Source organism: Pseudomonas sp. 43A (assembly GCF_013363935.1).
Taxonomy (GTDB): Bacteria; Pseudomonadota; Gammaproteobacteria; order Pseudomonadales; family Pseudomonadaceae; genus Aquipseudomonas; species Aquipseudomonas crudilactis.
This window is the reverse complement of the sequence record NZ_CP054880.1, coordinates 3990489-4016324: the sequence shown is the minus strand read 5'-3', so window position 1 is coordinate 4016324 and position 25836 is coordinate 3990489. Positions and strand designations below refer to the sequence as shown.

Below are 25836 nucleotides of genomic sequence, written 5' to 3'. Positions count from 1 at the left end.
CGCCAATGTATTGAAGATGGGCGGATGATGCTCGGCGGGGTGTGATGGCACGAATCGAATGAAGCAAAGGTAACTATCATTCGGAATGATATAAGAGCCGAACGAGCTCTCTAGCATGCACCTTTCGTTAGGTGGCTATCAATCGGTTTGATGGGCAATTCTCTGTTGCCCGATGTGCAAAAGTCAGGAGCGAGGCTGCGCGGCGGGGATTATGCGGGGATTAAAAATGCCGAACCCGCCATGGCGGCGGGTTCGGCAATGCGGTCAGAGTTTCGGCAACTGGCCGATGCGTCCGATCATTTCCGTCACGATCTGCAGATCCAGCTGGAATTGCTCCACGGTCTTGAACTCGCCATCGGTGTGACCGGTGTATTTCACGTTCGGCATGGCCAGACCGAATTGCACGCCATTCGGCAGTTCATGCACCGAGGTAGCGCCGGCGGAGGTGCCGAACTCGTGTTTCATGCCGAGGTTTTCTGTTGAAACAGCCAACAGTGCCTTGACCCATTCGCCCTCAGGATTGCGGTACATCGGCTCCGCGATCGAATAGTCGAAGGCAACGGCTACGTGGCTTTTCTTGCTCCAGGCAGCCAGTTTTCCAGCAATTTCAGCCTTGAGTTTCTCCGGTGACTTGCCCTTCGGTACGCGCAGGTTGACCGCGAGTTTGAAGGCTTTGTCATCCATGCCGACGTAGGTCAGCGACGTTGTCAGCGGTCCCATGAAGGCATCGGAGAAACCGACACCCAGCTTGTTGCCCAGATAATCCAGGCCCCAGTTGTCGGCAGCGTAACGGGCCGCATCGGTGATGTGGTTGTGCTTGAGCGCGACTTTGCCATCAAGACTATTAATGAAGACCAGCATGCGCGCGACCGGGTTGATACCGGACTCGGGTTCGGAGGAGTGCGCGGAAACGCCGGTTACTGTCAGCTTGACGTCTTTGCCGTCGACCTTGGCGCTCACTTGGAAATCGCCGCCATTGCGCTTGGCAAACTCGTCACCGGCCTTTTGCAGGCTGGCAGCCAGTTCAGCAGGTTTGTCGGTGATCAGGGTGGCGACCGACGCCGAAGGAATCTGGTTGGTCGCCAGGCCGCCGGTCATCGAGATGATTTCGGCACCTTTGCCTTCATCTTTGCGCTTGGCAAAGTTGGCCATGACGGTGCCATAGCCTTTCTCGGCAATCACCACCGGGTAACCACCATCCAGCGCCAGGTTGTAGTTCGGCGTCGGGTTACGTTCGAAATAGTAGGGAATCGCGTCGCCCGTGGTTTCTTCGGTGGTGTCGACCAGCAGCTTGAAGTTACGCACCAGCGGCAGTTTTTCTTCCTTGATGACTTTCATGGCGTAGAGCGTGACCACAATGCCGTTCTTGTCATCTTCGGTGCCGCGACCGTACATGCGATCGCCAATCAGGGTGATCTTGAACGGGTCGAGGCGGGTGCCATCCTTGAGCACCCAGTTTTCCGGCGTCACCGGCACCACGTCGGCGTGCGCATGAATGCCGACCACTTCATCGCCGCTGCCGTCGAGGGAAATCTCGTAGACGCGATTGTCGATATTGCGGAATTTCAGATTGAAGGATTCGGCAAGGCTCTGAATCTTCGCCGCGATCTTGGTGAATTCCGGGTTGTCATGCTGTTCGACGCCGTCCTTGCGATAGGTCGGGATCTCCACCAGTTCGCGCAGGGTTTCGGTGGCGGCAGCGCTGTATTTCGCGCGCGTGTAGAGACCCAGCAGACGATAGATTTCGTTCTGCTGCTCGGCGGTCAGGGTCTTGTTGTCAAGGTACGCGCCAATCGCCGGGCCGATGTCGGCGGTTTTCGCCAGATCGCTCTTGCCCAGATTGCCGAGGAACTGCCGGAAGTCGGTGGTTTTGTCTGCACTGTAAGTCTTGAGGATTTCAGCGCTCTGTTGCGGGGTGATATTGGCTTGCGCGGGCGCGGTGAACACGGCAAGACCGGCCAACATCAACGTGGTGGCAGCCAGTTTTTTGAAAGGGACATTCATTACGAAGGGCATTCCTTTGCAGGGCAGTGAGTAAGGCGTGTCGCAACGCTGAGACACATACACTTACAAACTAACACCGTGCCAGAGCCTTGCGGGAGTCCTGAAAGGCGATGTGTCGCACAAAAATGCAAAAGAGGCGCACAAATGAAAAAGCCCGGGGAGGGTTCCCGGGCTTTTTTATGGGTGCAATCAACTGACGGCCAGAGCTTCGCCAATTCCCTACGCCAGGCTCAGCAAAGGGCGGTTATCTGAAGATCTGTTCAATCATGATCCTGGCCGGGATGAATAACGTATTCGTGTAATAGGCCTCATATCCATAGGCAGTAATGCGCACTTTGCAAGGAATCGAGGCTTGCGACGCCAGTAATGGTTTGATGGCGTCGTAGTCATTCAAGTCGCGTTGCGTACCATTCGAATTGGTGTAGTAAAAGATCAGCCCGGAAGAAAACTTGTAATTGGGCCTGGCTTGACTGCTTGCTTTCACTCGCCCTTCGGCTATTACCGCAATTGAATGCTCGGATGAGAAATCCATGTCTCGATTCAGAGAGCAGATCAGCGTCGGTGTGAGCTGATTGGATTTTTCGTAATCATTGAAAGCGTTCTGCAAATCCACAGTGGAGCTGAAGTGCGCCGTGACAAGGTTGTTGGCGCTCAGTGCGAACGACGATAGTGTGAGGTCGGCCGGTGGAATGCCCGCCGTTTTTACACAGCCAGTGCAAAGAAGAACTACCAGGTAAATGACACTGCGCAATTGGCTAATTAGCGTTCTCCCGGGGGTGGTGGACTACGTCAGTTTATGATCCCGTGGCGGCCGATCAAACCACCACGAGTTCAGCTTGTTTATGTGGATACGACTGGCGAATCAATCGGCTTGGCGAACAATTCGCCACATGCCGCGTACGCCTTCTTCGACCCAAGTTCCTTCCAGTACATTCGAGTCCTCGAAGCGGTGCAGCGTTGCTCTGCCGACGAAGCCTTCGGCTTGCAGTTCGTAATGCCCCGGGCCTTTTTCCTGGCCTCGGTATTTCCAGCTCTGACCCCCGTGGTCATAGACCACGGTGATAAATTCGTTGTCGATCGTAACCTTGCAGGGCTCATCGAACGAGGCGGGACTGTTGATGCGGAAGGTGTCCATTTTTGCGTTCATGTTGGCGTCCTTATAAAGATATCCAGAGCGGTTCAGGGCAGCAGCCAGGTGCTGTTTGGGGTGGTTGACCGGATGCCGACGGCCTGGCAATGCTCCAGAATCGGCAGAATGTAGGTGATGTTGGTCGGGCCCTCCTTGCCTTCTGCTGTGTAACGAGCGGCCTTGCAGAGTGGGCCGGCTTCTTTGTACGTATGGTTGGAGCCGATTTCCACAGCGTGCGTTTGACCGAAATGATTGTTACCGGCGAGGTAGTCCAGCGTTTGCTGAAAAGCTGCTCGCATCAGTACCATCTGCGAATCTTTGGATCCGGTCTCAATCACAACGCGATTTGCATCAACGGCCGTGATACGGAAACGAGCCTTACGCGAAGGAGTTTGCAGCTCCTTGCCTTGCAGGCGGCTGATCAATGCCCAGAGAGTGTTGTCGACTTTAATGATGTGCTGCATGGGATAACTCCTTCGTTGCTGAACGGACACTAGCTTTGACTTGAAGCGACTTATGGAATCTTGATACCCAACGCATTCAGCGATGGCGTATCCATCCGGCCGTTCACGGTCAGCCCACTGTCCATCTGAAATGCCATCAACGCACCACGTGTCGCCTTGCCCATCACTCCATCAATGGTGCCTTGGTAATACTGGCGCACCATCAGTGCGGTCTGCACACGGGTGACCAGATTGCTTTTCTGCTCATTGGTCGCACGGTTCTTTGAAGTGCTCGAGCTTGTCCCGCTGGTAGTGCCGGGCGACTGATAAAAGCTATTGCTGTTTGAGGTGCTGCTCGAAGTACTCGGCGCGCTGTAGCTCCGGGTACTGGTAGCGGGTGGGCTGTAGTAGCGAGGAGCGCTATAGCCACCCGAACCGCTGTAGTGCGAACTGTGGGACCGGTGTGAACTGTGCGAGCGATGTGCCGCATAAATGTTGACGGTGTCTGGCGCATTGAGCGTATCGGCAAATACCGGAGGCTGTAGCTTGTCGTGGGTTAGCCAGTTCGCATCGGCGAGCGGCAGATGGCCCACCTGCGCCAGGGTACTACCTGCCATTGGCAGCAGACTGATCCCCCCGATCATGACTTTCCAGCGGTCGAGCAATTTCACTGTGCACTCCTTGCATAGGCGCTAAAGGCCTCGGTCGATAGGTGTTGTACGCCGCGGCTTTGCCAGCGATCGGAGTGGGATTTGAAGAAGCCAGAGCAATGTTTGACGGCAGCGCATTGCTGGCAGGTATCGATGAACAGGTTCTTCCAGTCGGAGATGCTCTGGCGGGCGAAACGCGAGAGGTGGGCCGGGATCAGACACAGGGGCAAGTTGTAGATCGAAACCGGAACTCCGCGGTTGAACAGGAAGTACACGGTCTGGCTCAACGACTCCTGATAGTCCAGCGGGTCAATCCACAGTTCTTCGTAATGCTTCCTGGCCAGGCCGGTGCTTTCGATACCCATCAGCGCAACATGTCGCACGAAGGGCAGGTTCCTGAATACGTAATGGGCGAGCTCGGGCAAACGTGGTGTGGTCAGACGATTGAGCACTACGCGTATCTCGATGATCTGGTTCGCGCGGGCCAGGTTGTAAAGACCTCGCAGGGTTTCGCTGAAAGCACCTGGCGCTTGCACCACATGGTCATGGTCTTCGGCATTGTCGGCATACAGCGGGATACCCCAGCTCAACTGAGGGTGGCCGATGGTAGAGAGCGCTGCGATCCAGCTCGGGTCTTGGAACAGACGCCCGTTGCTGAGTACATGGATGGATTTTTGTGGCAAAACGGCTTTGCACTTGGCCAGGATTTCGAGCAGGCCATCGCGATAAAGCGTGGGTTCTCCGCCACTGATTCCCAGGTTTTCTTCGCCCGGGTCCATCAGGTCGATCAGCCGTAGGTTCTCCTCGATGTGCCAACGGTCATCAATATCTTTGGGCGGCTGTGAGCACATCAGACAGAGGCTGTTGCAACGATCAGTCATGAACAGCAGGTTACTGTCTGAACCTCGTCGATAGAGCACTCGCACCAACGCGTTGCCTGGTGTGACGGCAATGACATCGCCGGGCTGCACGACATCATTGTCTTTGGGGGTGTGCAGATGTGGCCGCGTGCTGTCGAAGTCCCCGATCAAAGGCTCCGGTGTCAGGAATCCAGCCACTGGTAATGAGAGTAGATGCGGGCTTCGTAGCCGTTCTTCGTTTGGCAGCCAAAGCAGCAGGTCAGCGAACTCAGCGTTTCCGGCACAAACCGCCAGGCCTTGTTCGATGAACTCCTCCAGAGTGATGACCTTGAGCAGTTTCGGCTCATTCAGGTGATGGATTTCGAAGTGGGTGTCCTTGCGCAGCATCGCCATCAACCCCTGTAACCCGGAAATCGAACATCGTTGTAAGAGCGCCTGTTCAACCAGGACAGCAGCACTCTCTGCACGTTGTCGTCGCCATCGCGGAGCAGGCCGAAGAGATGCTTCAGTAGCCCCATGTTCTTCTTGCAGAAGCTGCTGAACACTCGGTGTCCGATCGGGTCAGCCTGGCGGGCGTAGTGTTCGATGGGGTCAGCACCACAGTACGGGACAAGTGCGCAGTCGGAGCAACCCGGCAGCGCCTCTGCTACACCACTGGCGAGCAGCGCATTCATAACGGGCGATGTGAGCAGTTCAGACAAGGGTTGCTGCACGGTGCCGAGTCTCAAGCCGTCTTCACCCATCTCCAACAACATTCGAGCTTCGTCCGAGGGATAGACATAACCGTCATAGTTATAAACCAGCGCCGCAGTGCCAGCGCCAGCAGGGGAGCGCAGGTCTACATAGCCGGAGGAAAAGGGTGTCAGGATGTTCTTCAGCAACAAGCTCGTATAACTCTCTGAGAGGTAGACGCCCTGTTGGTTGATTTGCAGCAAATAGGCCAGAGCCTTCTTGTAGAAGGCCAGGTATCGCTCAATAGGGTAATCAAGTCGATGGGCACTCTTGGTGGCAAATCCATAGGGGCTCAGAGGCCTGAGCGAGATGCTCGAGAAGCCCTGACTTACATACTCATCGATGATCGCTTCAGGCTGTTCGAGGCTTCTTGAAGTCAGCGTGGTCAGCGCGGAAACTGCATCACGGCCAAGGCGCTCACGGACCCATTGAATGCCTTTTACAGTGCGTTCGTAGGAGTCTCGTGACGGTGTAGGGCGGTTGGCATTGTGCAAGGGTGCTGGCCCATCGAGTGAGGTCGAAAACTGGACTCGATGTTGTTCTGCGAAGTCGAGTATTTCCTCCGTCAGATGGTGCAGCGTGGTGGTGATGACGAACTGGATATCCCGTAGTTCGACCGCGTTCCGTTCAACGATCCATTCGACAATCTGGCGGACGCGCTCGAAGGCCAGAAGCGGCTCGCCACCCTGAAACTCCACAGTCAGAGCAGGAGCGTTCGATTCGAACAGGCGATCGACCGCAGCCAGTGCATCCGCTTCGCAAAGGTCGTGGCTGGATCCTCCCAGCGGGGCCCGCGACACCTGGCAGTACTGGCAGGTATGGTTGCAACGCAATGTCACCACGAACAAGTGCAGTGCGGGGCCCTGGAAGATGAAGTCCTTGCGGCTGCGATACTGCGCGGCCATTTCCGGAAGCGGGTCGTGGCGGTCTGGTTCGTAGATGAAGTGGCGGGCCACCAGGTCCTTGTAAAAAGGCGTACTTGCTTGAACGTCGAAGTAACTCAGGGCTCGTAATTGCGCGTCGTTCACGTGCATGTACTCACCGGTATCGGAGGTGAGCAGGATGTCAAGGTCATGTCCCGTGTTCATGCGCATGAATCGAAAAGGCAGCAAGCGGTAGTGCCTGGCGTCTGTCGCAATCAGTGTCATTGCGAAATCCCACACCCAGCGAGCGCGGCACGGGCCAGGATTTCGCGCAATCCTGCTGTTTCGCGGTTGATATGGTCGCGTAGCGCGAAGTCGTTCAGATGCTGGAGGATCAGCGAGTGAGCCTGCTCGGAGGAAATCGTTAGCGTTACTTCAGCGAGGTGGGCCGTGAGGCTTATCTGATTGGCTTCAATAGCGACCTGGATCGCGACAGTGTCGGCCAGGGAATAAGCGGCGCGTTGCACCACGTTCAGCGGGTAGGCTGTGCTGTCGAGTTTCAGCGTGACTGGCCATGTCATCGGAACCGGTCCTTCAAATCCTTTGGGAACGTGGGGATTTTGCCGGTTACTGAGGCGTTATGCCATCATCATTTTTTACATTTGCCCCTGCTAGGCTTTCGGCGTTGTGTGGCTACCCAAGTGACGTTTCGAGCGAGCTTGTCGGTATCATGAGCTAGCGTTCATGAATGCACTCTTCTGATAACTCGCTGGAATTGCTCTTATGAGAGACCTGCCGCCCACCGCGACCTTGCGCGCATTTGAAGCTGCCACCCGGCACTTGACCTTTACGTCGGCCGCACAAGAGCTACATGTGACTCAAAGCGCGGTCAGTCACCATCTCAAGCATCTTGAGGCCCTTTGGGGAGTGCAGTTGTTTGAACGTGGCAAGGCGTTACGCCTCACGGCAGCGGGGGCTGCGCTGGCGCCCATCGTGCGGGAGTTTTTCATCAGCCTGGAGGCGACTTTGGGCGATTTGCGCGAGCAAAAAGACAGAGTTCGACTCAGCGTCAGCACCACTTATTCTTTCGCTCTCAAATGGCTGCTGCCACGCTTGCCGCGTCTCTCTCGTCAGCACCCCGAGCTGCTGGTCTCGCTGGACACCACGGACAAAATAATCCACTTCTCTCACGGCCAGGCTGATGTTGCGATCAGGCTAGGCAAGGGCAATTACCCCGGTCTGCATTCGGAGTTCCTGTTTGGGGAGCAGGTATTTCCTGTGGCCAGCCCCGAACTGTTGCGACGCGTCGGGACTCCGCAGAGCCCCGCAGAACTGTTGCATTTTCCACTGCTCACGCGCGATGGTGCCGAACTAGTACCGAAATGGGAGGTATGGTTTCAAGCCGTCGGGCTGGCCTATTTGCCGCTCAAGGAGAGCGTCAGATTTGGCGATACCAACATGACGGTCGAGGCAGCCTTGCTCGGCCAGGGCGTTGCATTGGTGCGCAGCGGGCATGTCGAGAACGAAATCAGCGATGGCCGTTTGGTGCGACTGTTTGATGTGCCATTCCCATCACCGCTGGCGTACTACTTTGTCTGCCCCAAGGGCATCGAAGCGCAACCGCACATCGCCAGCTTTCGCCAATGGTTAGTCAGCGAGGCACTGAAAGTCCAACGACTGGATGAGTGAGTCATGAGTATTCGTTCATGCTGTGATGAGGAGGCTTCGCTTTAGTCCCGGTGCCGCATTGCCTAAAGTGGCGCATGCCTATTCATATCATCTTCCTCGTGCTTTTCGCCGCGCTCCTGCATGCCAGCTGGAATGCGCTGCTGCGTAGTGGCGCCGATCGGCTGTGGTCGATGACAGTGATGTGCATTGCAATTGCCATCACCAGTGTCGTCGCCGCAGTGTTCATGGATCCCCCCGCGATTGAGAGCTGGGGCTATGCGCTGCTGTCGGGGTTGCTGCATGTCGGCTACAACCTGTTTCTGGTGCGCAGTTACCGGGTCGGCGACCTGGGGCAGACCTATCCGATTTCACGTGGATCGTCGCCGGTGCTGATCACTTTGGGGGCCGCCGTGTTTGCCGGAGAACGCATCACGCCTGACGTGTTACTCGGTATTGCGCTGGTGTCAGGCGGGATTATGTCGCTGGCTTTCAGAGGGCGCAGTCTGTCGGTTCCCAGCCTGCCTTATGCGCTGGGAACGGGCGGCTTTATCGCGGCCTACAGCGTGGTCGACGGCATCGGCGCCAGGCTCTCCGGCGCGCCGCTTTCCTACACCGTGTGGATGTGCGCCCTGTGGGGCGTGCTGATGCCGGTGGTCTACATCGGCCTACGCGATACCCGCAGCTTGTTCTGCGTCCGGCCCGGAACAGTGACCGCGTTGGTCGGCGGGCTGGTCTCTTTGCTTGCGTATGCAATGGTCATCTACGCCATGACCGAAGCGCCGCTGGGCGCGGTATCGGCATTGCGCGAAACCAGCGTGCTGTTTGCGGCGTTGATCGGCTATGTGTTTCTCGGCGAGACGCTCACCGCGCGCCGGATACTGGCATGCGTAGTGATCGCCAGTGGCACCCTCATCATCGGCTGATACAGCCAACGGCTCAGGAGCTTTATTTCATGGTCAACGTCTCGCAGGCACCGCTGATTCTAATCACGGGGGGAAGTCGTGGAGTGGGGGCAGCCACCGCGCGGCTGGCCGCCGCAAGAGGATATGACGTGGCGATCAGCTACGTTGCCAACGAGTCCGCAGCGCTGGCCGTGGCTGCGGATGTAGAAGCATTGGGGCGCAGGGCGTTGACGATGCGAGCCGACAGTGCGGCCCCCCAACAGGTGGCCGATTTGTTCGCGGCCATCGACCGCACGTTCGGACGCATCGACGTACTGGTCAATAACGCCGGGATGCTGGCGCCTCAGTGTCGCCTGGAAGATCTCGGCTTCGAGCGGATGCAGCGCATCTTTGCGGTCAATGCCATTGGGCCAATACTCTGTGCCCAACAGGCGGTGAAGCGTATGTCTTACCGCCACAACGGCCCGGGCGGCGTGGTGATCAATGTCTCTTCGGCTTCGGCGCGCCTCGGCAGCCCCAACGAGTACGTCGACTATGCGGCGTCAAAGGGCGCGTTGGAGACGTTCACCATTGGCTTTGCAAAGGAGGTCGCACGGGAAGGCATACGCGTCAACTGTATTCGCCCCGGACATATCTATACCGACATGCATGCCAGTGGCGGTGAGCCGGGGCGGGTGGATCGTGTCAAGGATTCGATCCCGATGGGGCGGGGCGGACAGCCTGAGGAAGTAGCTCGCGCGATTCTATGGTTGGCGAGCGCGGAGGCATCCTTCGTTACCGGTACATTCCTCGATGTAACGGGGGGCAAATGAGTCAGTGGCACGGATCATCCACTACCTGCGTTCGGCTTGCCTCACCTTACGACTCAATCCGGGCGTTTTGCCCGTTATGCGCTTGAATGCGCGACTGAAAGCGGCCTGGGAGGTATAGCCCAAACGCTGCGCTACCTCTTCAATCGGTAGCCTTTCGAGGGTCAGCCACTGGCTTGCAAGCCGCATTCGCAGTTCGGTGACATAGCGTAGCGGGGCCATGCCAATCGTCGCCTGGAAGCGGTCCGCGAAGACCGAGCGTGAGGAATTGCAGTGCTCTGCCAACTGCGCAACGGTCCAGTCGCGGCCCGGTTGTTGATGGAGCGCAAGCAGTGCACCGGCCAAGCGGGGATCGCGCAAGGCGGCGACCAGGCCAGAGGCATTGCCGCAGGCGCACTCGACCCAGCCGCGAACGACCATGGCCGCGACCACGTCGGCCAGCCGCGCGAGAATACCGGCGAAGCCGACACGAGCGGCGCTTACCTCGCGTTCCATGGTGGTCAGGATCGGCACCAGCCCGGGGTAACGCTGGCCGCCGGCATCAATCAGCATCAGTCCCGGCATCAGCCGGCCAAGGCCATGGATACTGCCCAGTTCAAACTCCATACAAGCACTGAACAGAATAGTGCTCGGAGGGGCGCTGGCATCAGTTCCGGTATTCACCGCGCTGACGGTTTCACCCAAGGGCGCACCGTCTAGATGATCGATGTCCTGAACAGGCGCGCCCTGATGGGAAAACAGTTGATGGGCTGCGCCATGGGAAATAAACACGGCGTTGCCGACAGATAGCGCGTACGTGGTCCCGTCCTCCATCTGCAACACCGCATTGCCGACGGCCATGAAGTGGAACCAGGCGTGCCCAGGTTTTTCAGCAAAGCCCAAACCGAAAGTTGGACCCGTTTGGATGCGCCTGTATTCAACACCACGCAGGCGCATGCCGCGCAACAGCTCGTTGATGAGGTCCGAGGATATAGCAAACTGATCTGCAGGCATCGTTCAGGTGTTTTAGTCAAAAAGTAGAGACTTTGGATCATAGATCATCCGGATTTCGGCGCCTAGACTTCGGCTCTTAATGAAGATTGGGAGATCCGTGCAATGACTGACTGTGTATGTAGCACCGTATCCGAGCGCCATTGCGGCGTCGGCGCGGACGTAGAACCTGCGGCACCCGCGTGGATGGCAGTATTTTCGTTGGCAATGGGTGTGTTCGGGTTATTGACCGCTGAGTACCTTCCGGCCAGTTTGTTGACGCTGATGGCTACCGACCTGGGAGTGTCTGAAGCGCTGGCTGGCCAAGCGGTAACGGTAACCGCCGTGGTGGCGTTGTTCGCTGGCTTGTTGGTGCCAGGCCTGACCCGCGGCATCGACCGACGTTGGGTGTTGCTGGGTTTTTCCATGTTGATGGTCGCCTCCAATCTGTTGGTCGCCGTTTCCTCCAGCTTCGCGGTGCTGTTAGTGATGCGCATCTTGCTGGGCATTGCCCTTGGCGGGTTCTGGAGCATGGCGGCGGCGGTAGCGATGCGCTTGGTGCCGAGTGCGCTGTTGCCACGGGCGCTGTCGATCATTTTCAGCGGCATCGCCATCGGCACGGTCGTTGCGGTGCCGCTGGGCAGCTATCTGGGTGGGCTGTATGGCTGGCGCAGCGCGTTCTTTGCCGCGGCGGCGGTAGGCATGGTGACCCTGGCTTTCCAGTCGTTCACTCTGCCGCGTCTTGCGCCGCGCCGGCCGGCACGTCTGCGCACTGTGCTCGAGGTGTTGCAGCGCCCAGGCATCGCCATGGGGATGTTCGGTTGTGTGCTGGTGCACAGCGGGCACTTCGCGATGTTTACCTATGTTCGACCCTTCCTTGAAGGAACTACCGGCATCGGTCCGCAAGGGTTGTCACTGATGCTGCTGGGGTTCGGCGTGGCGAACTTCGTCGGCACGCTGTTGGCCGGCAGGCTGCTGGAGCACCACCCGCTGGCCACTCTGGTGCTGATGCCCGCGCTGGTCGGCGTTGCAGCACTGGCGTTGGTGCTGTTGCCGGCCTCGGTACCGGGGCAAGCGGTACTGCTGGCGGTCTGGGGCATAGCATTTGGTGGTGTGCCGGTGGCGTGGTCGAACTGGGTCGCCAGCGCGGTACCTGATCAGGCGGAAAGCGCCGGTGGCATGGTAGTAGCCTCTGTGCAGTCAGCCATCGCCACTGGCGCCGCCGCTGGCGGTGCAATGTTCAGTCTCGGTGGCAGCGCAGGCGTATTCGTAGCGGCAGCCGTGCTGATGTTGCTGGCGGCGTTGCTGATTGCCTTGCGTGTCCGCGTCCCTTCTGGCCATGGCGTTCGCCAGTCCAAGCCCGCGCTGCACCTTTGATCCGGTTTGCCAAACCGCCTCGATCCGTCCGTAACCAGGGACGCAGCCGTGTTATCGAGCTGCAAGCGGGGCGAACCGATCCTGTTCTGCTACTGAACCCCCACGTCGCTAATGGGCCAATTGGATTGGGTCCGACTGGCGCATTAGCCGGATCCCGAAATCTGGCAGGGGCGGGTCAGTGAAGCAGTGGCCAGGAAAATCGATGCGACGTTTTGGAAGGTTTTCCAAGGCAGGGAAGCCTTTCTTTAATCGCAGATAGATTGCGCTGAGTTTGCCGATGTTCGCCGTTCTAAAGTGCGCACCGTCGCGGTCGATAACTCAGAGTACGCATGGGCTCTATCTCCTCATAACAACACATGCGACGTTCAGCGCTAGCGTTTCCCCTTGCCAAAACTATAAATATCCGCAGGTGAAGTCATGAATATCAAGCAGAAGCTGACCTGGGCGTTCGCAGCTATCGCGTGCGTCCCGGTCATCTTGGTCGCCGTTTTGGTAGTGCTGAATTTGCGAGAGGGGGCCCAGGCCAATTTTCTCGACAGCAGCGGTCGTGAGATCCGCCAGATCGACAATGGCATGAAGCAGTTTTTCGACGGCATAAGCCAAAACGTCGACTACATAGCCAAGGATCCGCGCGTTGTCGCAGCCAAAGACCTCAAGAGCTACGCGGGTGCCGAAGCCGCGCAAATTCCACTTACTCAGGCCAACAAAGAGCTGCTGGCGATATTTGACCAGTTCGCCAAAAGTCATCCGAGTACGGCTTACCTGTCTCTGGGTCTGAGTGATGGCGGATACGCCAGTTGGCCGGACGACACCAAGCTGAACAACTACGATCCTCGCGTCCGTCCCTGGTATAAAGCGGCCATCGCCACGCCAGGCGCCACTGTGCGCACGGGTGCCTACTATTGGGCGCCGGACGATGTGACGCTGATCGGCACCGTGCGTACTGTCGCCGACGCCGCCGGGAATATCCTGGGAGTGGTTGGCCTTGACGTATCGCTCAAACAGCTCACTGAACTGGTGCGCAACATCAAGCTGGGCGATAGCGGCTACCTGATGCTGGTCGAAGACAACGGTAACGTGCTGGTAGACGCCAGCGACGCGAAGCACAACTTCAAACCTCTGGCCGACCTGGGTCCCAACTACGCCGAACTAGCCAAGGGAGGCGACGGCGTGACCCAAATCGAGATTGATGGCGTGGCCTACATGGCCAACGTGGTCAGTTCCAAAGACCTGGGCTGGCGCTTTATAGGCCTGATCAAGCGTGATGAAGTGATGGCCGACGTCACCCGGCTGACCTGGTTGATCGCCGCCATTGCCGCGGCATTGGCGTTGGTGTTCGCGATAGTAGGCGCCAGCTTTGCCAGCGTCATCGTGCGTCCGATTCGCGGCGTGGCCGCCGGCCTGCAAGAAATCGCCGAAGGAGAAGGCGACCTGACGCGCCAACTCCAAGTGCAGGGCAAGGACGAAACCGCCAGCCTGGCGGGCTGGTTCAACCAGTTCCTGAGCATGATTGCACAATTGGTGCAACGCATCGGCAACGCCTCATCTGACCTGCAGACCGCGGCCGCCGACACTAGCGAAGTGGCCAACAACATGAACCAGGCTGCAGGTCGCCAGCGCGAGGCCGTGGAGTTGGTGAGCACCGCATTCAACGAAATGGTCGCTACTGCCAACGAAGTTGCACGTTCGTGCAGTGCTGCCGCGTCGAGTGCCGACGAAGGCTACCGCGACGTACATGACGGCCAGCAGCACATCGGCGAAGCCACCGGCAGCGTGCTCAAGCTCAGCGAAGACCTGCAAAAGTCGACCCAGACCATGCAGTTGCTGGAGCAGGACAGCCAGAACATCAACACCATTCTCGATACCATCCGCTCGATTGCCGAGCAAACCAACTTGCTGGCGCTCAATGCGGCGATTGAAGCGGCGCGCGCCGGTGACCAAGGCCGGGGCTTCGCCGTGGTCGCCGACGAAGTCCGCGCCCTGGCTCGCAGGACAGCCGACTCCACCGGCGAGATAGACAGCTTGCTGGGCAATCTCGCCCGCCGCACCCAAGAGGTCACGCAGCAGATGCAAGGCAGCCTGCAAGTGTCCCACGCCAGTGTGGAACGCATTCAGCAGGCGCGTGACAGCTTCGACAAGATCCGAGGCTCGGTGGACTCGATTCGCGACCAGAATACTCAGATCGCCACAGCCGCCGAGGAGCAGCACCAAGTGGCCGAAGAGATCAATCGCCACATCGCGCAGATCCATGCCGATGCCCAACTGGTCGAAGGCTTTGCTCAGTCCTCACAGGCTGGCTCGGGTCGATTGATAGACATTTCCGGTCAGCTCAAAGGCCTGGTGGGTCGTTTCAAATATTAGTATCCCGACCCGAATGAAAACGGTGAGCGCTCACCGTTTTCATTCGGCCGACATCCGCAGTTTTATTGCTTCCACTGTTCCGCTGAAAGCCTCAGACCGGTCTATCGAATAGCAGAGAGTCCTAGCCCTAGAGACTATCCGGATCCCCAAAAAACATCTGAATCCGCGACCGCAACCAACGCTCACCCGGATCATTGTCCTGCGAACCACGCCAGGCCATATGCAGTTCAAACGTGCGCGTCGGCAACGGCGGATCTTCCGCGCGAACACCGCCAGCCGCCGTCAGCGCCTCCGCCGTGTAATCCGGCACGGTCGCAACGATGTCAGTGCCCGCCAACAGCGTACTCAAGCCGTTGAACTGCGGCACGGCCAGCACCACATGCCGTTTGCGCCCCAGTTTCTCGAGCTCTTCATCAATAAAACCACTGAGGTCGCCGGCAAACGACACCAGCGCATGCGGACGCGCGCAGTAATCATCCAGGCTCAGCGGCCCCGGCACGGTGTCGGCACGCAGCAGTTTTGGTGCGCTGCGACGCAGGACCTTGCGCTTGGCGTTGGCCGGCAGGTCTGTGGTGTAGCTGACACCAATGGATATCTCGCCGGAGGCCAACAGGCCCGGCATCAATATGTAGTTGACGCGACGAATCACCAACACGATTCCCGGCGATTCGGCGCGCAGGCGTTTGAGCAGCATCGGCAGGAGGGCGAATTCGACGTCGTCGGACAAGCCGATACGGAATACCGAGGTGCTGGTGGCCGGGTCGAATTCGGCCGCGCGGCTGACGGCGGTCGAAATTGAATCGAGGGCCGGCGAGAGCAGGGCGAAGATTTCCACCGCACGGGCGGACGGTTCCATACTGCGCCCGGTGCGCACGAATAGAGGGTCGTCGAACAGGCTGCGCAGGCGCGAGAGCGCCGCACTGATCGCCGGCTGACCGAGGAACAGCTTTTCTGCCGCCCGGGTCACACTGCGTTCGTGCATCAATGTTTCGAATACGATCAACAGGTTCAGGTCGACACGACGCAGGTCATTACGATTCATCTGGAGTCCTGGCAGAGTCATCAAGCTTGACGAGAGCGGCCATATGAGAACAATGGCCGGCATGAATCTTACGGGGAAAGGCTGGTACTCTGCACCGGAAAATTCAGCTTTACTGAGACGGTGGCAGCAGTTTTTTCATGGATTTTGCCAATGCCGCCCCTGTTGCGGAATCAATGACAGGCATGTCGACTATTAATAGCCACTGATAGTCTTGGGTCAAAAGCCCAGATAGAGTTCATGGCATTAGAGGTTACTTTGACGAGGTTTGCGATGTCCCGCACGATCCGTTTTCACAAGTTTGGTCCGGCCGAGGTGCTCAAATGCGAAGAGCATGCGGCCGCTCAGCCAGGTCCTGGCGAAGTGCAGGTGCGCGTCGAGGCGATCGGCATCAGCTGGTACGACACCCTTTGGCGTCAGAATCTGGCCTCGTCTCAGGCGCGACTGCCTGCGGGTCTTGGTCACGAGATGGCCGGTGTGATCACCGCTGTCGGCGACGGTGTCGATGATCTGGCAGTGGGTGACAAGGTCGCCAGCTTTCCGGCCGAGAGTGCGAACGACTACCCGGTCTACGGCGAATCGATCGTGCTGCCGCGTACTGCGCTGACCCGTTATCCGGATGTGCTCAGCCCGATTGAAGCCAGTGTGCATTACACACCGCTGTTGATCGCCTACTTTGCCTACGCCGATCTGGCACGCGTCAAGCCGGGGCAGTTTGCCCTAGTCACTGACGCCAGCCATTGCGCCGGTCCTTCGTTTGTCCAGTTGGGCAAGGCAATGGGTGTGCGGGTGATTGCCGCGACCAAAGAAGCCGAAGAACGCGAGTACCTGCTGTCCCTTGGTGCAGAAAAGGTCATCGTCACCGAAGAGGAAGATCTGTTGATGCGAATCAACAAGATCACCGACAACCGTGGTGTCGACGTAGTGTTCGACGGCCTCGGCGGCCCGCAGATGTCGCTGCTTGGCGATGTGCTGGCGCCGCGTGGCAGCCTGGTGTTGTATGGCTTGCAGGGTGGCAACCAGACGCCATTCCCGGCCTGTGCAGCGTTCCAGAAGAACATCCAGTTCTTCGTGCACTGCATCGGCAACTTCACCGGCAAGCCGGAACTGGGCATCACTCAGGATCACGTCGCTTTGCAACGGGCGCTGCGTGACATCAACCAGTTGACCGCTGACCGCGTGCTGCTGCCGCTCAAGACCCGAGTATTCCCGTTCAACGAGTTCGTCGAAGCACATCGCTACATGGACGAATGCCCTTGTCGCGAACGGGTCGCTCTGCAAGTCGAACCGGCGTAAGTCTTGTAATCAGAGTCCGTGGCCCCACGGACTCTTGTGCGTTTATCCTGCCGTGTAAATCAGAGACTCCGGGTGCTGCGCCCGGCACCGTTCAGCAACTGAACTGGTTTTTGCTCTCGATCTGTATCTTCTAATCACAATATAAGCCCTGATAATTGAATGATTACTTTCATCTCAAGGAATGAGCCATGACTGTGCATTCAATTCGTCCCTCACGTAATCGAACGGCTAAAACTGTTGATCGCGCCAACTTCTGTTTAATTGTTGTAGGGCTATTCGGAAACCGCTTCTCTTTTTCTTGTACTCACTTGTCGTGGGATGTTGTGGGAAGTTTCCTAGGAAGATTTAATCCGAGAAAATCCCTAGCAATTACAGAGGGTTGACGCTGCCTTTCGGTGGTAGGTTGGGTTTTTTGAGCTCAAGTGTTTCAAACAACTACAAATTTGTAAGTGTTAGCATTTGAGCGTCTATTACTTATTGATGAATTGTCGTGCGGCCAATGTTTGTCTGCGCGCCATGAAACTTTTGATACCGGGTAAATACCGATGAGCACTATCCATGATCAGGCAATGAATTACGTCTACCAGCAAGTCTTGCAACGTCTGCTGAGTTTCTTCTCCCGCGCAGAGCGCACGGCATTGCAGTTGCTGATCCAGCGGCTGGCCGTCGCTGCGGGCGGCATGGAGAACATCGGTCATTTCAAAGTGCTGGTGAACCAGTCCGGGACGCGTGACAGCTGTTATACGCTGGCTTTGTTGCGGGCTGCGCAACTGACTATCGCCGGGCGAGCCCCCGCAACCTTTCAATTGCGTGTAGCGACCTTGCGCTGGAACGGCAACACTCAAACGGCACTGCAGAACATGCACCGCAGCTTCAGTGCGCTGTTCCTGTATGACGATCCTCGGGTCGAGCTGATGATGGTCGATAATCGCCAGGTTTTGCCGTTCGACCATCAGTCACCACTCTGCGACGAGGGGCGTGAAGCCCATCGCGTGAATTTGCTGGTGCTTGGTCATCGCCGAACGTTCACCGAGCCGCTCGAATTGTGGGATGACGCCTATCTGGCTACCGCTGAGTTCTACGGTCAGATCGCTCGCTGGAACAGTGGTGTTGATGCAATGATCGGTAGCGAGCCCCCACAGCGCCAGAAGCACTTCCTCGACGGATTGAGTCGAGCAGTGCAGAAAGCGGCAATCTCCGGCCCCCTGCTAAATACCTCGGGATTTGAAATGCTGTTCCCTGTGCTCGACGGCCTCGGAGGTGATTATTATCGCGAGTTCTACACTGACGAGGAGCGCGTGACGTGGCGACCTGAAGGGCAGTTCGAGGCCTGTCGGCGTACCGGTTTCATCAATATCAACGACATGATCGTCGGCAAACTGGAGGAGCGCTGGCCTTTGCTCAGCGACTTTCTGGGATTCCAGGCAAATGACCAGAGCCTTTATCAAAATGACGACGAATACGCAGAGCCTTTGGTCGCGGCGCATCTGCGCGGTTTGCAGGCACAGTTCATCGAAGGTCGCACGTATGAGAATGGAATCGGCGAATACCTGCAGAACCGCTTGATGGAAATGCGGCGCAAGCAGGTGCCCGAACCGCTGTGCGAACAGTTGCTCAGCAGTTTTGGTGACCTTGGAGATCCCATGCACTTGCGCATGCAGGCAGAGGCCAGTTTGCTGGCCAGTTTCGATCTGAACGAAGCGCAGCTGACGTGTCTGTTGTTTGCACCGTTTATAGATAGCGGTGCCGGGCTCGAAAGATTCTTGCGCAATTGTCATCCCGGGATGTTGGTGGCAATGCCGGATCTGCATCGGGCCATGCAGGGCCTGAATGCGCCGGAACAAGTCCTGAAGTGGATGACCGATGTCAGCGGTTTGCCGGTCGCGATGATTGTTCGTCTTTACGCAACAGGGCCGATTCGCATGCCGGCAACCAGCGAAGGCGCTGCTGATGACGCAAATCTGAACGAGGCGGGTCGCGGGGCGGCAGTTGATCGGTCGGCGGAAGGCTGAACGTGAGCCATCTGCCAGTTTTTGTATCACAGCCAATGGCTGCGGGCTCGTGAAGGCTCAGGAAACCGACTTCGTTTATCAGGCGGTTTACCGCTACCTGACGCAACTGATCGACGAAGCGGGGAGCAGCTCGGCGGTGCGCCTGCCTTCGTTGCGGCAGTTGGCTGACCGACTGAATGTGTCCATCTCGACCGTCCAGTACGCCTATGCTCTGCTGGAAAAGGAAAACAGGGTCTATTCGATTGCCAAGTCCGGGTATTACGCGCAGGCGCTACCCACGATGGAGTTGCCCGGTAGTGGCAATGATTTGCTTGAGACGGTCTACGTCAACGCCCGCCGCCCGGGCATGTGTGTGTTGAGCACCGACGATCCGGCGACGTTGCAACCGCTGGACAGTCCGCTGTTGATGCTTGAGCGGGAACTGTTACGGCAATATCCCCGCCAGCCCCAATTGTTGTTGCAACCTTGCGGTGATCTGGAACTGCGCACAGTGCTTGCGGCACGCTACACCTCGTCAACGACAAATTGCTGGCATGCGGACGATGTCTATGTCGGTGCCGATCTACGCGGTGTGCTGGAGATACTCATCTCTGTGCTTGAGTTGCGCGGCGCCACGGTAGTGGTTGAATCGCCCTGTGATTGGATAATCCTGCGTCTGCTGGAAACTGCCGGGGTGCGGTTAATCGAGCTGCCGCTACTGGATGGGGGAGTGATCGATCCACAACGGCTGGAGTCTTTGCTTAAAAACGAGCCGGTGCGACTGATTCTTCTGTCGTCGGTATTGAGCATGCCTCACGGTAGCCTGCTGTCTCAGGCCAATCGGCAAACGGTTGCACATTTGCTCGGGTGTCATGGCACCTGGGTGCTGGAAAACGACTGCTATAGCGAACTTGACGAAGCAGTCAGCACCGATCGCTTGCGCGACTGGCTGGACCCTGATCGTTTGTTGGTATTTTCCACGTTCGAGAAATTCATCGGAGCGGAGGCTCCTTTTGGTTTTGTCCTGTCACACCATTGGCGAAGTGAGCTGCTGCGCCACTTTCTGCTGCGGGCATTTCGTTTGTCACCTATTCGCCAGAAGGCAATTGCCAGGTTATTGGCTGGCGGTCGCCTGGATCAGCATTTGTCCGTACTCAGACGTATGCTCAAGGAGCGCCGCACGCCCCTGATTCAGCTACTGCGCGAGCGTCTGGGTGATGTATTGCAGATTGTCGAGCCGCAGGGAGGGGCAACGATCTGGGCGCGTTCACTACGCCCGGTGGATATGGGGTACGTGTTTCATCGTCTGCTCAAGCAACAGATCATTATTGCGCCCGGGGAGTTGTTCAGTCTGCAAGGGCTGCACGCGCACCATTTGCGTTTGAGCCCGCTGTTCAATGGTGACCATGACTTGGTCAACGTCGCCGGGCTGCTGGGCGAAGCGTTGCGTCTGGCGCCGTCAGACTAACGTTAAAAAACATCGGAAGTGCTGCGGATAGATCCCATCGCACTGCGGTCAAACTGCCAGTAAACTGCGCTCTATTCCTGAACCACTCTATTTCAGAGGTTTTGCATGACTCTCAGTCCTTTTGCGGGCAAACCGGCACCGGCAGAATTGTTGGTCGATATCCCGCGACTGGTAACGGCTTATTACACCGGTCAGCCTGACGCGTCCATTTCCACCCAGCGTGTGGCGTTCGGTACTTCCGGGCATCGGGGCAGTTCCTTCGACTTGAGTTTCAATGAATGGCACGTTCTGGCCATCAGTCAGGCGATCTGTCTGTACCGTGAAGCCCAAGGGATTACCGGACCGCTGTTTGTCGGCATCGACACACACGCACTGTCGACCCCGGCGGGAGCCAGCGCGCTGGAAGTATTGGCGGCCAACGGTGTGACCGTGATGATCGCCGAAGGTGATGAATACACGCCGACACCGGCCATTTCCCACGCCATTCTCTGCTACAACCGTGGCCGCACCTCGGGGCTGGCCGATGGCGTTGTCATCACGCCGTCGCACAACCCGCCGCAAAGCGGTGGCTACAAATACAACCCAACCAACGGCGGCCCGGCTGACACCCACATCACCAAGTGGATCGAGGCCAAGGCCAACGAACTGCTGGCCAATAAGCTGGCAGGGGTTAAACGCGTCAGCTACGAGCAAGCGCTCAAGGCCAGCACGACGCATCGCCACGATTACCTGAACACCTACGTCGCCGACCTGATCAACGTGATCGACTTCGACGCCATTCGTGACGCCAAACTGCGTCTGGGCGTTGATCCGCTGGGTGGAGCAGGGGTGCGCTACTGGTCGGCGATTGCCGAGCATTACCGTCTGGACCTGGACGTGGTGAACAAGGAGGTCGATTCGACCTTCCGTTTCATGACCGTCGACTGGGATGGCCAGATTCGTATGGACCCGTCGTCGAGCCACGCGATGCAGGGGCTGATCGGCCTGAAAGAGCGCTTCGATGTCGCTTTCGCCTGCGACCCCGATCACGACCGCCACGGCATCGTGACACCGTCCGGTGGTTTGCTCGCGCCGAACAACTATCTGGCAGTGTCGATCGATTACCTGTTCCAGAACCGCCCACAATGGCGCGCGGACGCTGGCGTGGGTAAAACCGTGGTCAGCAGCGGTCTGATCGATCGCGTGGCCAAGCGTCTGGGGCGTCGTTTGTACGAAGTTCCGGTCGGTTTCAAGTGGTTCGCCGACGGCTTGTTCGATGGCTCGTTGGGTTTCGGTGGCGAAGAGAGCGCGGGTGCATCGTTCCTGCGCAAGGACGGTGGCGTGTGGAGCACCGATAAGGATGGTCTGATCCCGGCGCTGCTCGCCGCTGAAATGACCGCACGCACTGGTCGCGATCCAAGCCAGGCCTACAAGGCATTGACCGATGAGCTGGGCGAACCATTCTCGGTACGCGTCGACGCCAAGGCCAACCCTGAGCAGAAAGCACTGCTGAGCAAGTTGTCACCTGAGCAGGTCACCTCGACCGAACTGGCCGGTGAGAAAATTCAGAGCATTCTCAGCCATGCGCCGGGCAACGATCAGGCGATTGGTGGTCTGAAAGTGATGACTGAAAACGGTTGGTTTGCCGCGCGTCCGTCGGGCACCGAAGACATCTACAAGATCTACGCTGAAAGCTTCATCAGTGACGACCACCTCAAGCAATTGGTCGTTGAAGCGCAGACGCTGGTGGATGGCGCTATCTCCAGCAAGTGATGCTCGCAAGCGCATGAAAAAAGGGGCAACCGTGATGGTTGCCCCTTTTTTTGTCTGCGCGTCAGGCGATTAGGCCAAATCCACCAAGACGATTTCACTGTCCTCAATGGCCGTGACGCTCAGCACTTGCTCATGCGCTATCGCGACACCGTCTCGAGCTTGTGCGCGCAAGCCGTTGACTTCAATCGCGCCGGTGGCCGGCACCAGGTACGCACGACGGCCTTCATCCAGATGATACTCCGCAGTTTCCCCAGCCTTGAGATTGGCCGCGACCAATCGCGCATCAGCGCGAATCCGCAGGCTCTGGTCATCACCATCCTTGCCGCTGGCCAGGGTGACAAAGCCTTCACGCTGGCCTTGCGGGAAAGGTTTGGCACCCCATGATGGCGGGGCGCCGGTTTCCGTCGGCAGAATCCAGATCTGGAAGATCTTGGTGTCTTTCGCTTCCAGGTTGTATTCGCTGTGAGCAATGCCGGTGCCGGCGCTCATTACCTGGACGTCGCCAGCCTCGGTGCGGCCCTTGTTGCCCAGATTGTCCTGGTGAGTAATCGCGCCTTCCCGGACATAGGTGATGATTTCCATGTCGCGGTGCGGGTGCTGCGGGAAGCCGGTGCCCGCCGCGATCACGTCATCGTTCCACACCCGCAGGTTGCCCCAGCTCATACGCTGCGGGTCGTAATATTCGGCGAACGAAAAGTGATGATGGGCATCCAACCAGCCGTGATGGGCGCCGCCCAGCGAGCTGAAAGGTCTGAGTTCAAGCATGATCGTCTCCTCAAAAGGTTCGACGCGAGGTGTGAAGGGCGCACCCGACGCGACACCGGTGGTTTATGACGGCCATCATCTATCAGTTAATAATCGATAAAAAGCGTAAAAAGTGCGGCGTTATGATCGAAATTCCAGATAAGAAAAAAGCTGGAAAGTGTCTCATCTCACCTTCAGTTCATCGCCTAAACCAATGACCTGTAAGCATTTCGCTAGAACTGAGCGGCAAATACAGACACCATAGCCGCCACAGCCTCACACACTGGAGCCCGTCAGCGTGGCGCAACACACTCCCGATCTTCCTCCCGAACTTCGCCCCTTGGCCGAGATGCCATGGTTCAAACGCCTGGCTGCACGCTTCTTCGGCCATGGTTTGACCCGTTTGCGCGCGCAACACCGTGCATCGTGGTTGCACGGTCAGGCCGATGGTTTTCGCAGCGGCCACACCGCTGGCGTTGAATATGGCTTTAAGGAAGGCAAGCTTGAGGGGCTGGAAGAAGGTCGTCAGGTGCTGCTGATCCGTGACAGCCGCAACACTGAGCACCGCCCGCCGAGCGTTGATGATCATCTGTTCGACGATTGGCGCCTGCCGCTGACGGCCGAACTGAAAAAACGCATGAAGGCCGATGTCGCTCGCTTGTTGCCTGAGCATGCTCAGCCAAGCGCCGCGCAATGGAAGATGATTTTCAGCGAAACCCCGTCGACTTCAGTAGTTGCCGGCGCGGGTGCGGGGAAGTCGACCACACTGGTACTGCGTATTCTGTTGCTTAATCACTATCTGGGTTTTGAGCTGGATTCGATGACCGTGGTGACCTTCACCCGCGAGTCGCGCAAGGATTTCATTAATAAGCTGATTGAGCTGTTCGCGCTCTGGGGCCAGGCGCTGAATCTGCGCCAGGCGCGCGAACTGGTGCGTACCTTCCACTCGCGCATTCTGCCGATGGTGCGAAGCTTGCCGGGATTTGAGCGCTTGCAGGCCTTTGAAAACCTCAGCCATCGAGCGCAAGGTGCCGACGAAGAGGTCGACAGTAACCCGTTCGACCTGCGCATTAACGATGCGCAGCGTCAGCAACTCAACGCCTGCTATCACCGCTTGTTCAACGAGGACGAGCGCTTCCGCCAGTTGATTCAGCCGCTGTCACGGGCCGGTTTACAGCTCAAGGAGCTGGAGCGTGATCACCCGGACGTGCAAAAGCGTGTAGCGGTGACGCAGTTGGCCGCCCAGCGCGATGAAGAACTGTGCGATGCCATTGAAGATCTGTGGTTCCGCGCGGGCGCCTGGCCGATCAAGGGTATAGAGCCGAACCGGCAGAGTTTCGATATCAACGGCGCAAAATTTCATTGCCATGGCTACATTCCGAGCCTGGATGCCTGGGTGATACTCGGTTTCGATCCACGGGAAAATCCGCAGGTCAGCCGGCCAAACGCCAAACTCAGTGTGCGCGCAGAGTGGGCGGTAAAGCGCACCCTGTTTCAAGCTTTCTGTCGTAAGCCATTGATTTGGATTGATAGTTACGAGTCATCGAAACGTGTTCTGGCAACGCTGGCAGGCGATGCCAGTGCCGGGCCGGGCTTCGATTACAAGGTCAAAGGCGAGTTGGCATCGGCGCCGTTGCTCGACTGTTTTGTCGCCGCAGCAGGTTTCATCGAGAACCTCGGCCTGGACGTGCCTGACGCGGTCGCTCGCATGAGTTTCGCCAAAGACGATTCTGACCGTTTCTTCTTTGAGGCTCTGAGTCTGTTCTGGCGGGCATTTGAAGATCATCTGCTGGATCAGAAACCGCCGATCATGACCTACAACCGCATGTTCGCGCTGTTCAGCGAGCACTCGCCGGAAAACCTCAAGCTGTTGAGCGATGAGTTGCTCCGGCCGCTGGCACACCTGATGATCGATGAGTTTCAGGATGTATCGCCGCAGATCGTTTCGTGGATACGCGCGAGCCTCAGCGAAATACGCAGCCGAGGCCCGGCCATGCACGTCGGGCGGGGCGCGCAGCGTTCATCTTTGCTGTGCGTCGGTGATGACTGGCAGTCGATTTACGGCTGGCGCGGGAGTTCGCCAAGTTATTTTATGGCGTTCGACAAGGAGTTCCCGTCGCCGAGCACCACGCGTGTGATGCTCAGTGACAATTACCGCAGCCATCAACACATCATTGATGCCGCTGAGCACATCGTCCGCGCGGCGCCGGCGATCCCCGGCAAAAAAGCCAAGGCTAGCGGCGCGCCCAAGCCATTGCAGCCGGTCAACGTACTGGAGCGCGATGATCAGGCCTTGGGGCAGCGCCTCGCCGAACACTATCGTCAGGGTCATTCAATCTTGATGCTGTATCGAAAAAGCAGCGATAAGTTATTGATTGAAGAACATATTCAGTCTGTAGTTAATGTGGATTCGAGCTTGCCGTACGAAGCGCGACGCCTGAAGCAACTGACCTACCACAGCGCCAAAGGCTTGCAGGCCGACGCCGTATTTCTGCTCGGTGACTGTCAGCACCTGACCAGTTCGCCGTATAAAAATCAGGTCTACCGCATGGCCGGATTGGGTAAGTCTGGCGACAGCGAGCCGTATGACACGGCGCAAAAGGATGAGATCCTGCGCTTGGCCTATGTCGGCATCACCCGTGCGGTCAGCCATTGCTACTGGTACGTCGAACCGCAGGAAGCGCAAGCGGTGAACATGCCCCGGGCATCGGACCGGGTGGCGAAGGGCAAGCCGTTCTTCGTTGATCACCGCATTGCCAAACAAACCGCTTAAGCAAAA

20 protein-coding genes and 2 pseudogenes are annotated in these 25836 nt (G+C 57.8%); 11 read left to right on the top strand and 11 right to left on the bottom strand.

The window, feature by feature from the left end; genetic code table 11:
• Positions 1–264 precede the first annotated feature (264 nt).
• The 8 genes from HUW52_RS17545 to hxsD form a co-directional block, all read right to left on the bottom strand.
• The gene (locus HUW52_RS17545; protein WP_175554400.1) at positions 265–2004 is read right to left on the bottom strand and encodes a dipeptidase; all 1740 of its coding nucleotides are present in this window, start codon (positions 2002–2004) and stop codon (positions 265–267) included.
• A gap of 244 nt (positions 2005–2248) precedes the next feature.
• A complete protein-coding gene (locus tag HUW52_RS17540; protein WP_256667849.1) occupies positions 2249–2755 on the bottom strand; it encodes a hypothetical protein in 507 nt (168 codons plus the stop codon).
• Between the two features lie 111 nt (positions 2756–2866).
• On the bottom strand, positions 2867–3151 hold the full coding sequence (locus HUW52_RS17535) for a hypothetical protein (protein WP_016987292.1): 285 nt from the start codon (positions 3149–3151) through the stop codon (positions 2867–2869).
• Positions 3152–3183: 32 nt separating this feature from the next.
• Positions 3184–3597: a hypothetical protein gene (locus tag HUW52_RS17530; protein WP_175554399.1), complete on the bottom strand. Its 414-nt coding sequence runs from the start codon at positions 3595–3597 to the stop codon at positions 3184–3186.
• Positions 3598–3647: 50 nt separating this feature from the next.
• Positions 3648–4247 (bottom strand): His-Xaa-Ser repeat protein HxsA, encoded by a 600-nt coding sequence (gene hxsA, locus HUW52_RS17525; RefSeq protein WP_175554398.1) that lies wholly within the window; start codon positions 4245–4247, stop codon positions 3648–3650.
• Complete coding sequence (hxsC, locus tag HUW52_RS17520) at positions 4244–5479, bottom strand: His-Xaa-Ser system radical SAM maturase HxsC (RefSeq protein ID WP_175554397.1); 1236 nt, start codon at positions 5477–5479, stop codon at positions 4244–4246. Before hxsC ends, hxsA begins: the two co-directional genes overlap by 4 nt.
• On the bottom strand, positions 5479–6966 hold the full coding sequence (hxsB, locus tag HUW52_RS17515) for a His-Xaa-Ser system radical SAM maturase HxsB (RefSeq protein ID WP_175554396.1): 1488 nt from the start codon (positions 6964–6966) through the stop codon (positions 5479–5481). The genes hxsC and hxsB overlap by 1 nt, the downstream gene beginning before the upstream one ends.
• Positions 6963–7262, bottom strand: coding sequence for a His-Xaa-Ser system protein HxsD (gene hxsD / locus HUW52_RS17510; RefSeq protein WP_016987287.1), 300 nt, complete (start codon positions 7260–7262; stop codon positions 6963–6965). Before hxsD ends, hxsB begins: the two co-directional genes overlap by 4 nt.
• Before the next feature lie 202 nt (positions 7263–7464).
• Between hxsD and gcvA the strand changes: the two genes are divergently transcribed.
• The 3 genes from gcvA to HUW52_RS17495 all read left to right on the top strand — a co-directional run bounded on the left by gcvA (position 7465) and on the right by HUW52_RS17495 (position 10063).
• Complete coding sequence (gene gcvA / locus HUW52_RS17505) at positions 7465–8370, top strand: transcriptional regulator GcvA (RefSeq protein WP_175554395.1); 906 nt, start codon at positions 7465–7467, stop codon at positions 8368–8370.
• Positions 8371–8444: 74 nt separating this feature from the next.
• Positions 8445–9272, top strand: coding sequence for a DMT family transporter (locus HUW52_RS17500; protein ID WP_175554394.1), 828 nt, complete (start codon positions 8445–8447; stop codon positions 9270–9272).
• A 29-nt stretch (positions 9273–9301) separates the two neighbouring features.
• On the top strand, positions 9302–10063 hold the full coding sequence (locus HUW52_RS17495; RefSeq protein ID WP_175554393.1) for an SDR family oxidoreductase: 762 nt from the start codon (positions 9302–9304) through the stop codon (positions 10061–10063).
• A 21-nt stretch (positions 10064–10084) separates the two neighbouring features.
• On the opposite strand, the gene HUW52_RS17490 is transcribed toward HUW52_RS17495, so the two are convergent.
• Positions 10085–11053, bottom strand: coding sequence for an AraC family transcriptional regulator (locus tag HUW52_RS17490; protein WP_175554392.1), 969 nt, complete (start codon positions 11051–11053; stop codon positions 10085–10087).
• A 102-nt stretch (positions 11054–11155) separates the two neighbouring features.
• On the opposite strand from HUW52_RS17490, the gene HUW52_RS17485 reads away from it, so the two are divergent.
• From HUW52_RS17485 to HUW52_RS30815, 3 genes and pseudogenes are all read left to right on the top strand, one after another.
• Entirely contained in the window at positions 11156–12406 is a 1251-nt protein-coding gene (locus HUW52_RS17485; protein WP_175554391.1) for an MFS transporter, read from the top strand.
• A 417-nt stretch (positions 12407–12823) separates the two neighbouring features.
• Positions 12824–13903: pseudogene (locus HUW52_RS30820) on the top strand (cache domain-containing protein); the annotation flags it as partial.
• Between the two features lie 327 nt (positions 13904–14230).
• Positions 14231–14767: pseudogene (locus tag HUW52_RS30815) on the top strand (methyl-accepting chemotaxis protein); the annotation flags it as partial.
• Between the two features lie 127 nt (positions 14768–14894).
• Here the strand turns inward: HUW52_RS30815 and HUW52_RS17475 are convergent.
• Complete coding sequence (locus HUW52_RS17475) at positions 14895–15809, bottom strand: LysR family transcriptional regulator (RefSeq protein ID WP_007914920.1); 915 nt, start codon at positions 15807–15809, stop codon at positions 14895–14897.
• A gap of 270 nt (positions 15810–16079) precedes the next feature.
• Here HUW52_RS17475 and HUW52_RS17470 point away from each other — a divergent pair, with 270 nt between their 5' ends.
• The 4 genes from HUW52_RS17470 (at position 16080) to pgm (ending at position 22313) form a co-directional block, all read left to right on the top strand.
• Positions 16080–17102, top strand: coding sequence for a zinc-dependent alcohol dehydrogenase family protein (locus HUW52_RS17470; RefSeq protein ID WP_016983050.1), 1023 nt, complete (start codon positions 16080–16082; stop codon positions 17100–17102).
• Positions 17103–17647: 545 nt separating this feature from the next.
• Positions 17648–19114 (top strand): hypothetical protein, encoded by a 1467-nt coding sequence (locus HUW52_RS17465; protein WP_016983051.1) that lies wholly within the window; start codon positions 17648–17650, stop codon positions 19112–19114.
• Positions 19115–19163: 49 nt separating this feature from the next.
• Complete coding sequence (locus tag HUW52_RS17460; protein ID WP_016983052.1) at positions 19164–20561, top strand: PLP-dependent aminotransferase family protein; 1398 nt, start codon at positions 19164–19166, stop codon at positions 20559–20561.
• A 105-nt stretch (positions 20562–20666) separates the two neighbouring features.
• Positions 20667–22313, top strand: coding sequence for a phosphoglucomutase (alpha-D-glucose-1,6-bisphosphate-dependent) (gene pgm / locus HUW52_RS17455; protein WP_016983053.1), 1647 nt, complete (start codon positions 20667–20669; stop codon positions 22311–22313).
• Between the two features lie 69 nt (positions 22314–22382).
• Here the strand turns inward: pgm and HUW52_RS17450 are convergent, their stop codons facing one another.
• Positions 22383–23078 (bottom strand): pirin family protein, encoded by a 696-nt coding sequence (locus HUW52_RS17450; RefSeq protein ID WP_016983054.1) that lies wholly within the window; start codon positions 23076–23078, stop codon positions 22383–22385.
• Positions 23079–23355: 277 nt separating this feature from the next.
• Here HUW52_RS17450 and HUW52_RS17445 point away from each other — a divergent pair, with 277 nt between their 5' ends.
• Positions 23356–25830: a UvrD-helicase domain-containing protein gene (locus HUW52_RS17445; protein WP_175554389.1), complete on the top strand. Its 2475-nt coding sequence runs from the start codon at positions 23356–23358 to the stop codon at positions 25828–25830.
• The last annotated feature ends 6 nt before the right edge of the window (positions 25831–25836 follow it).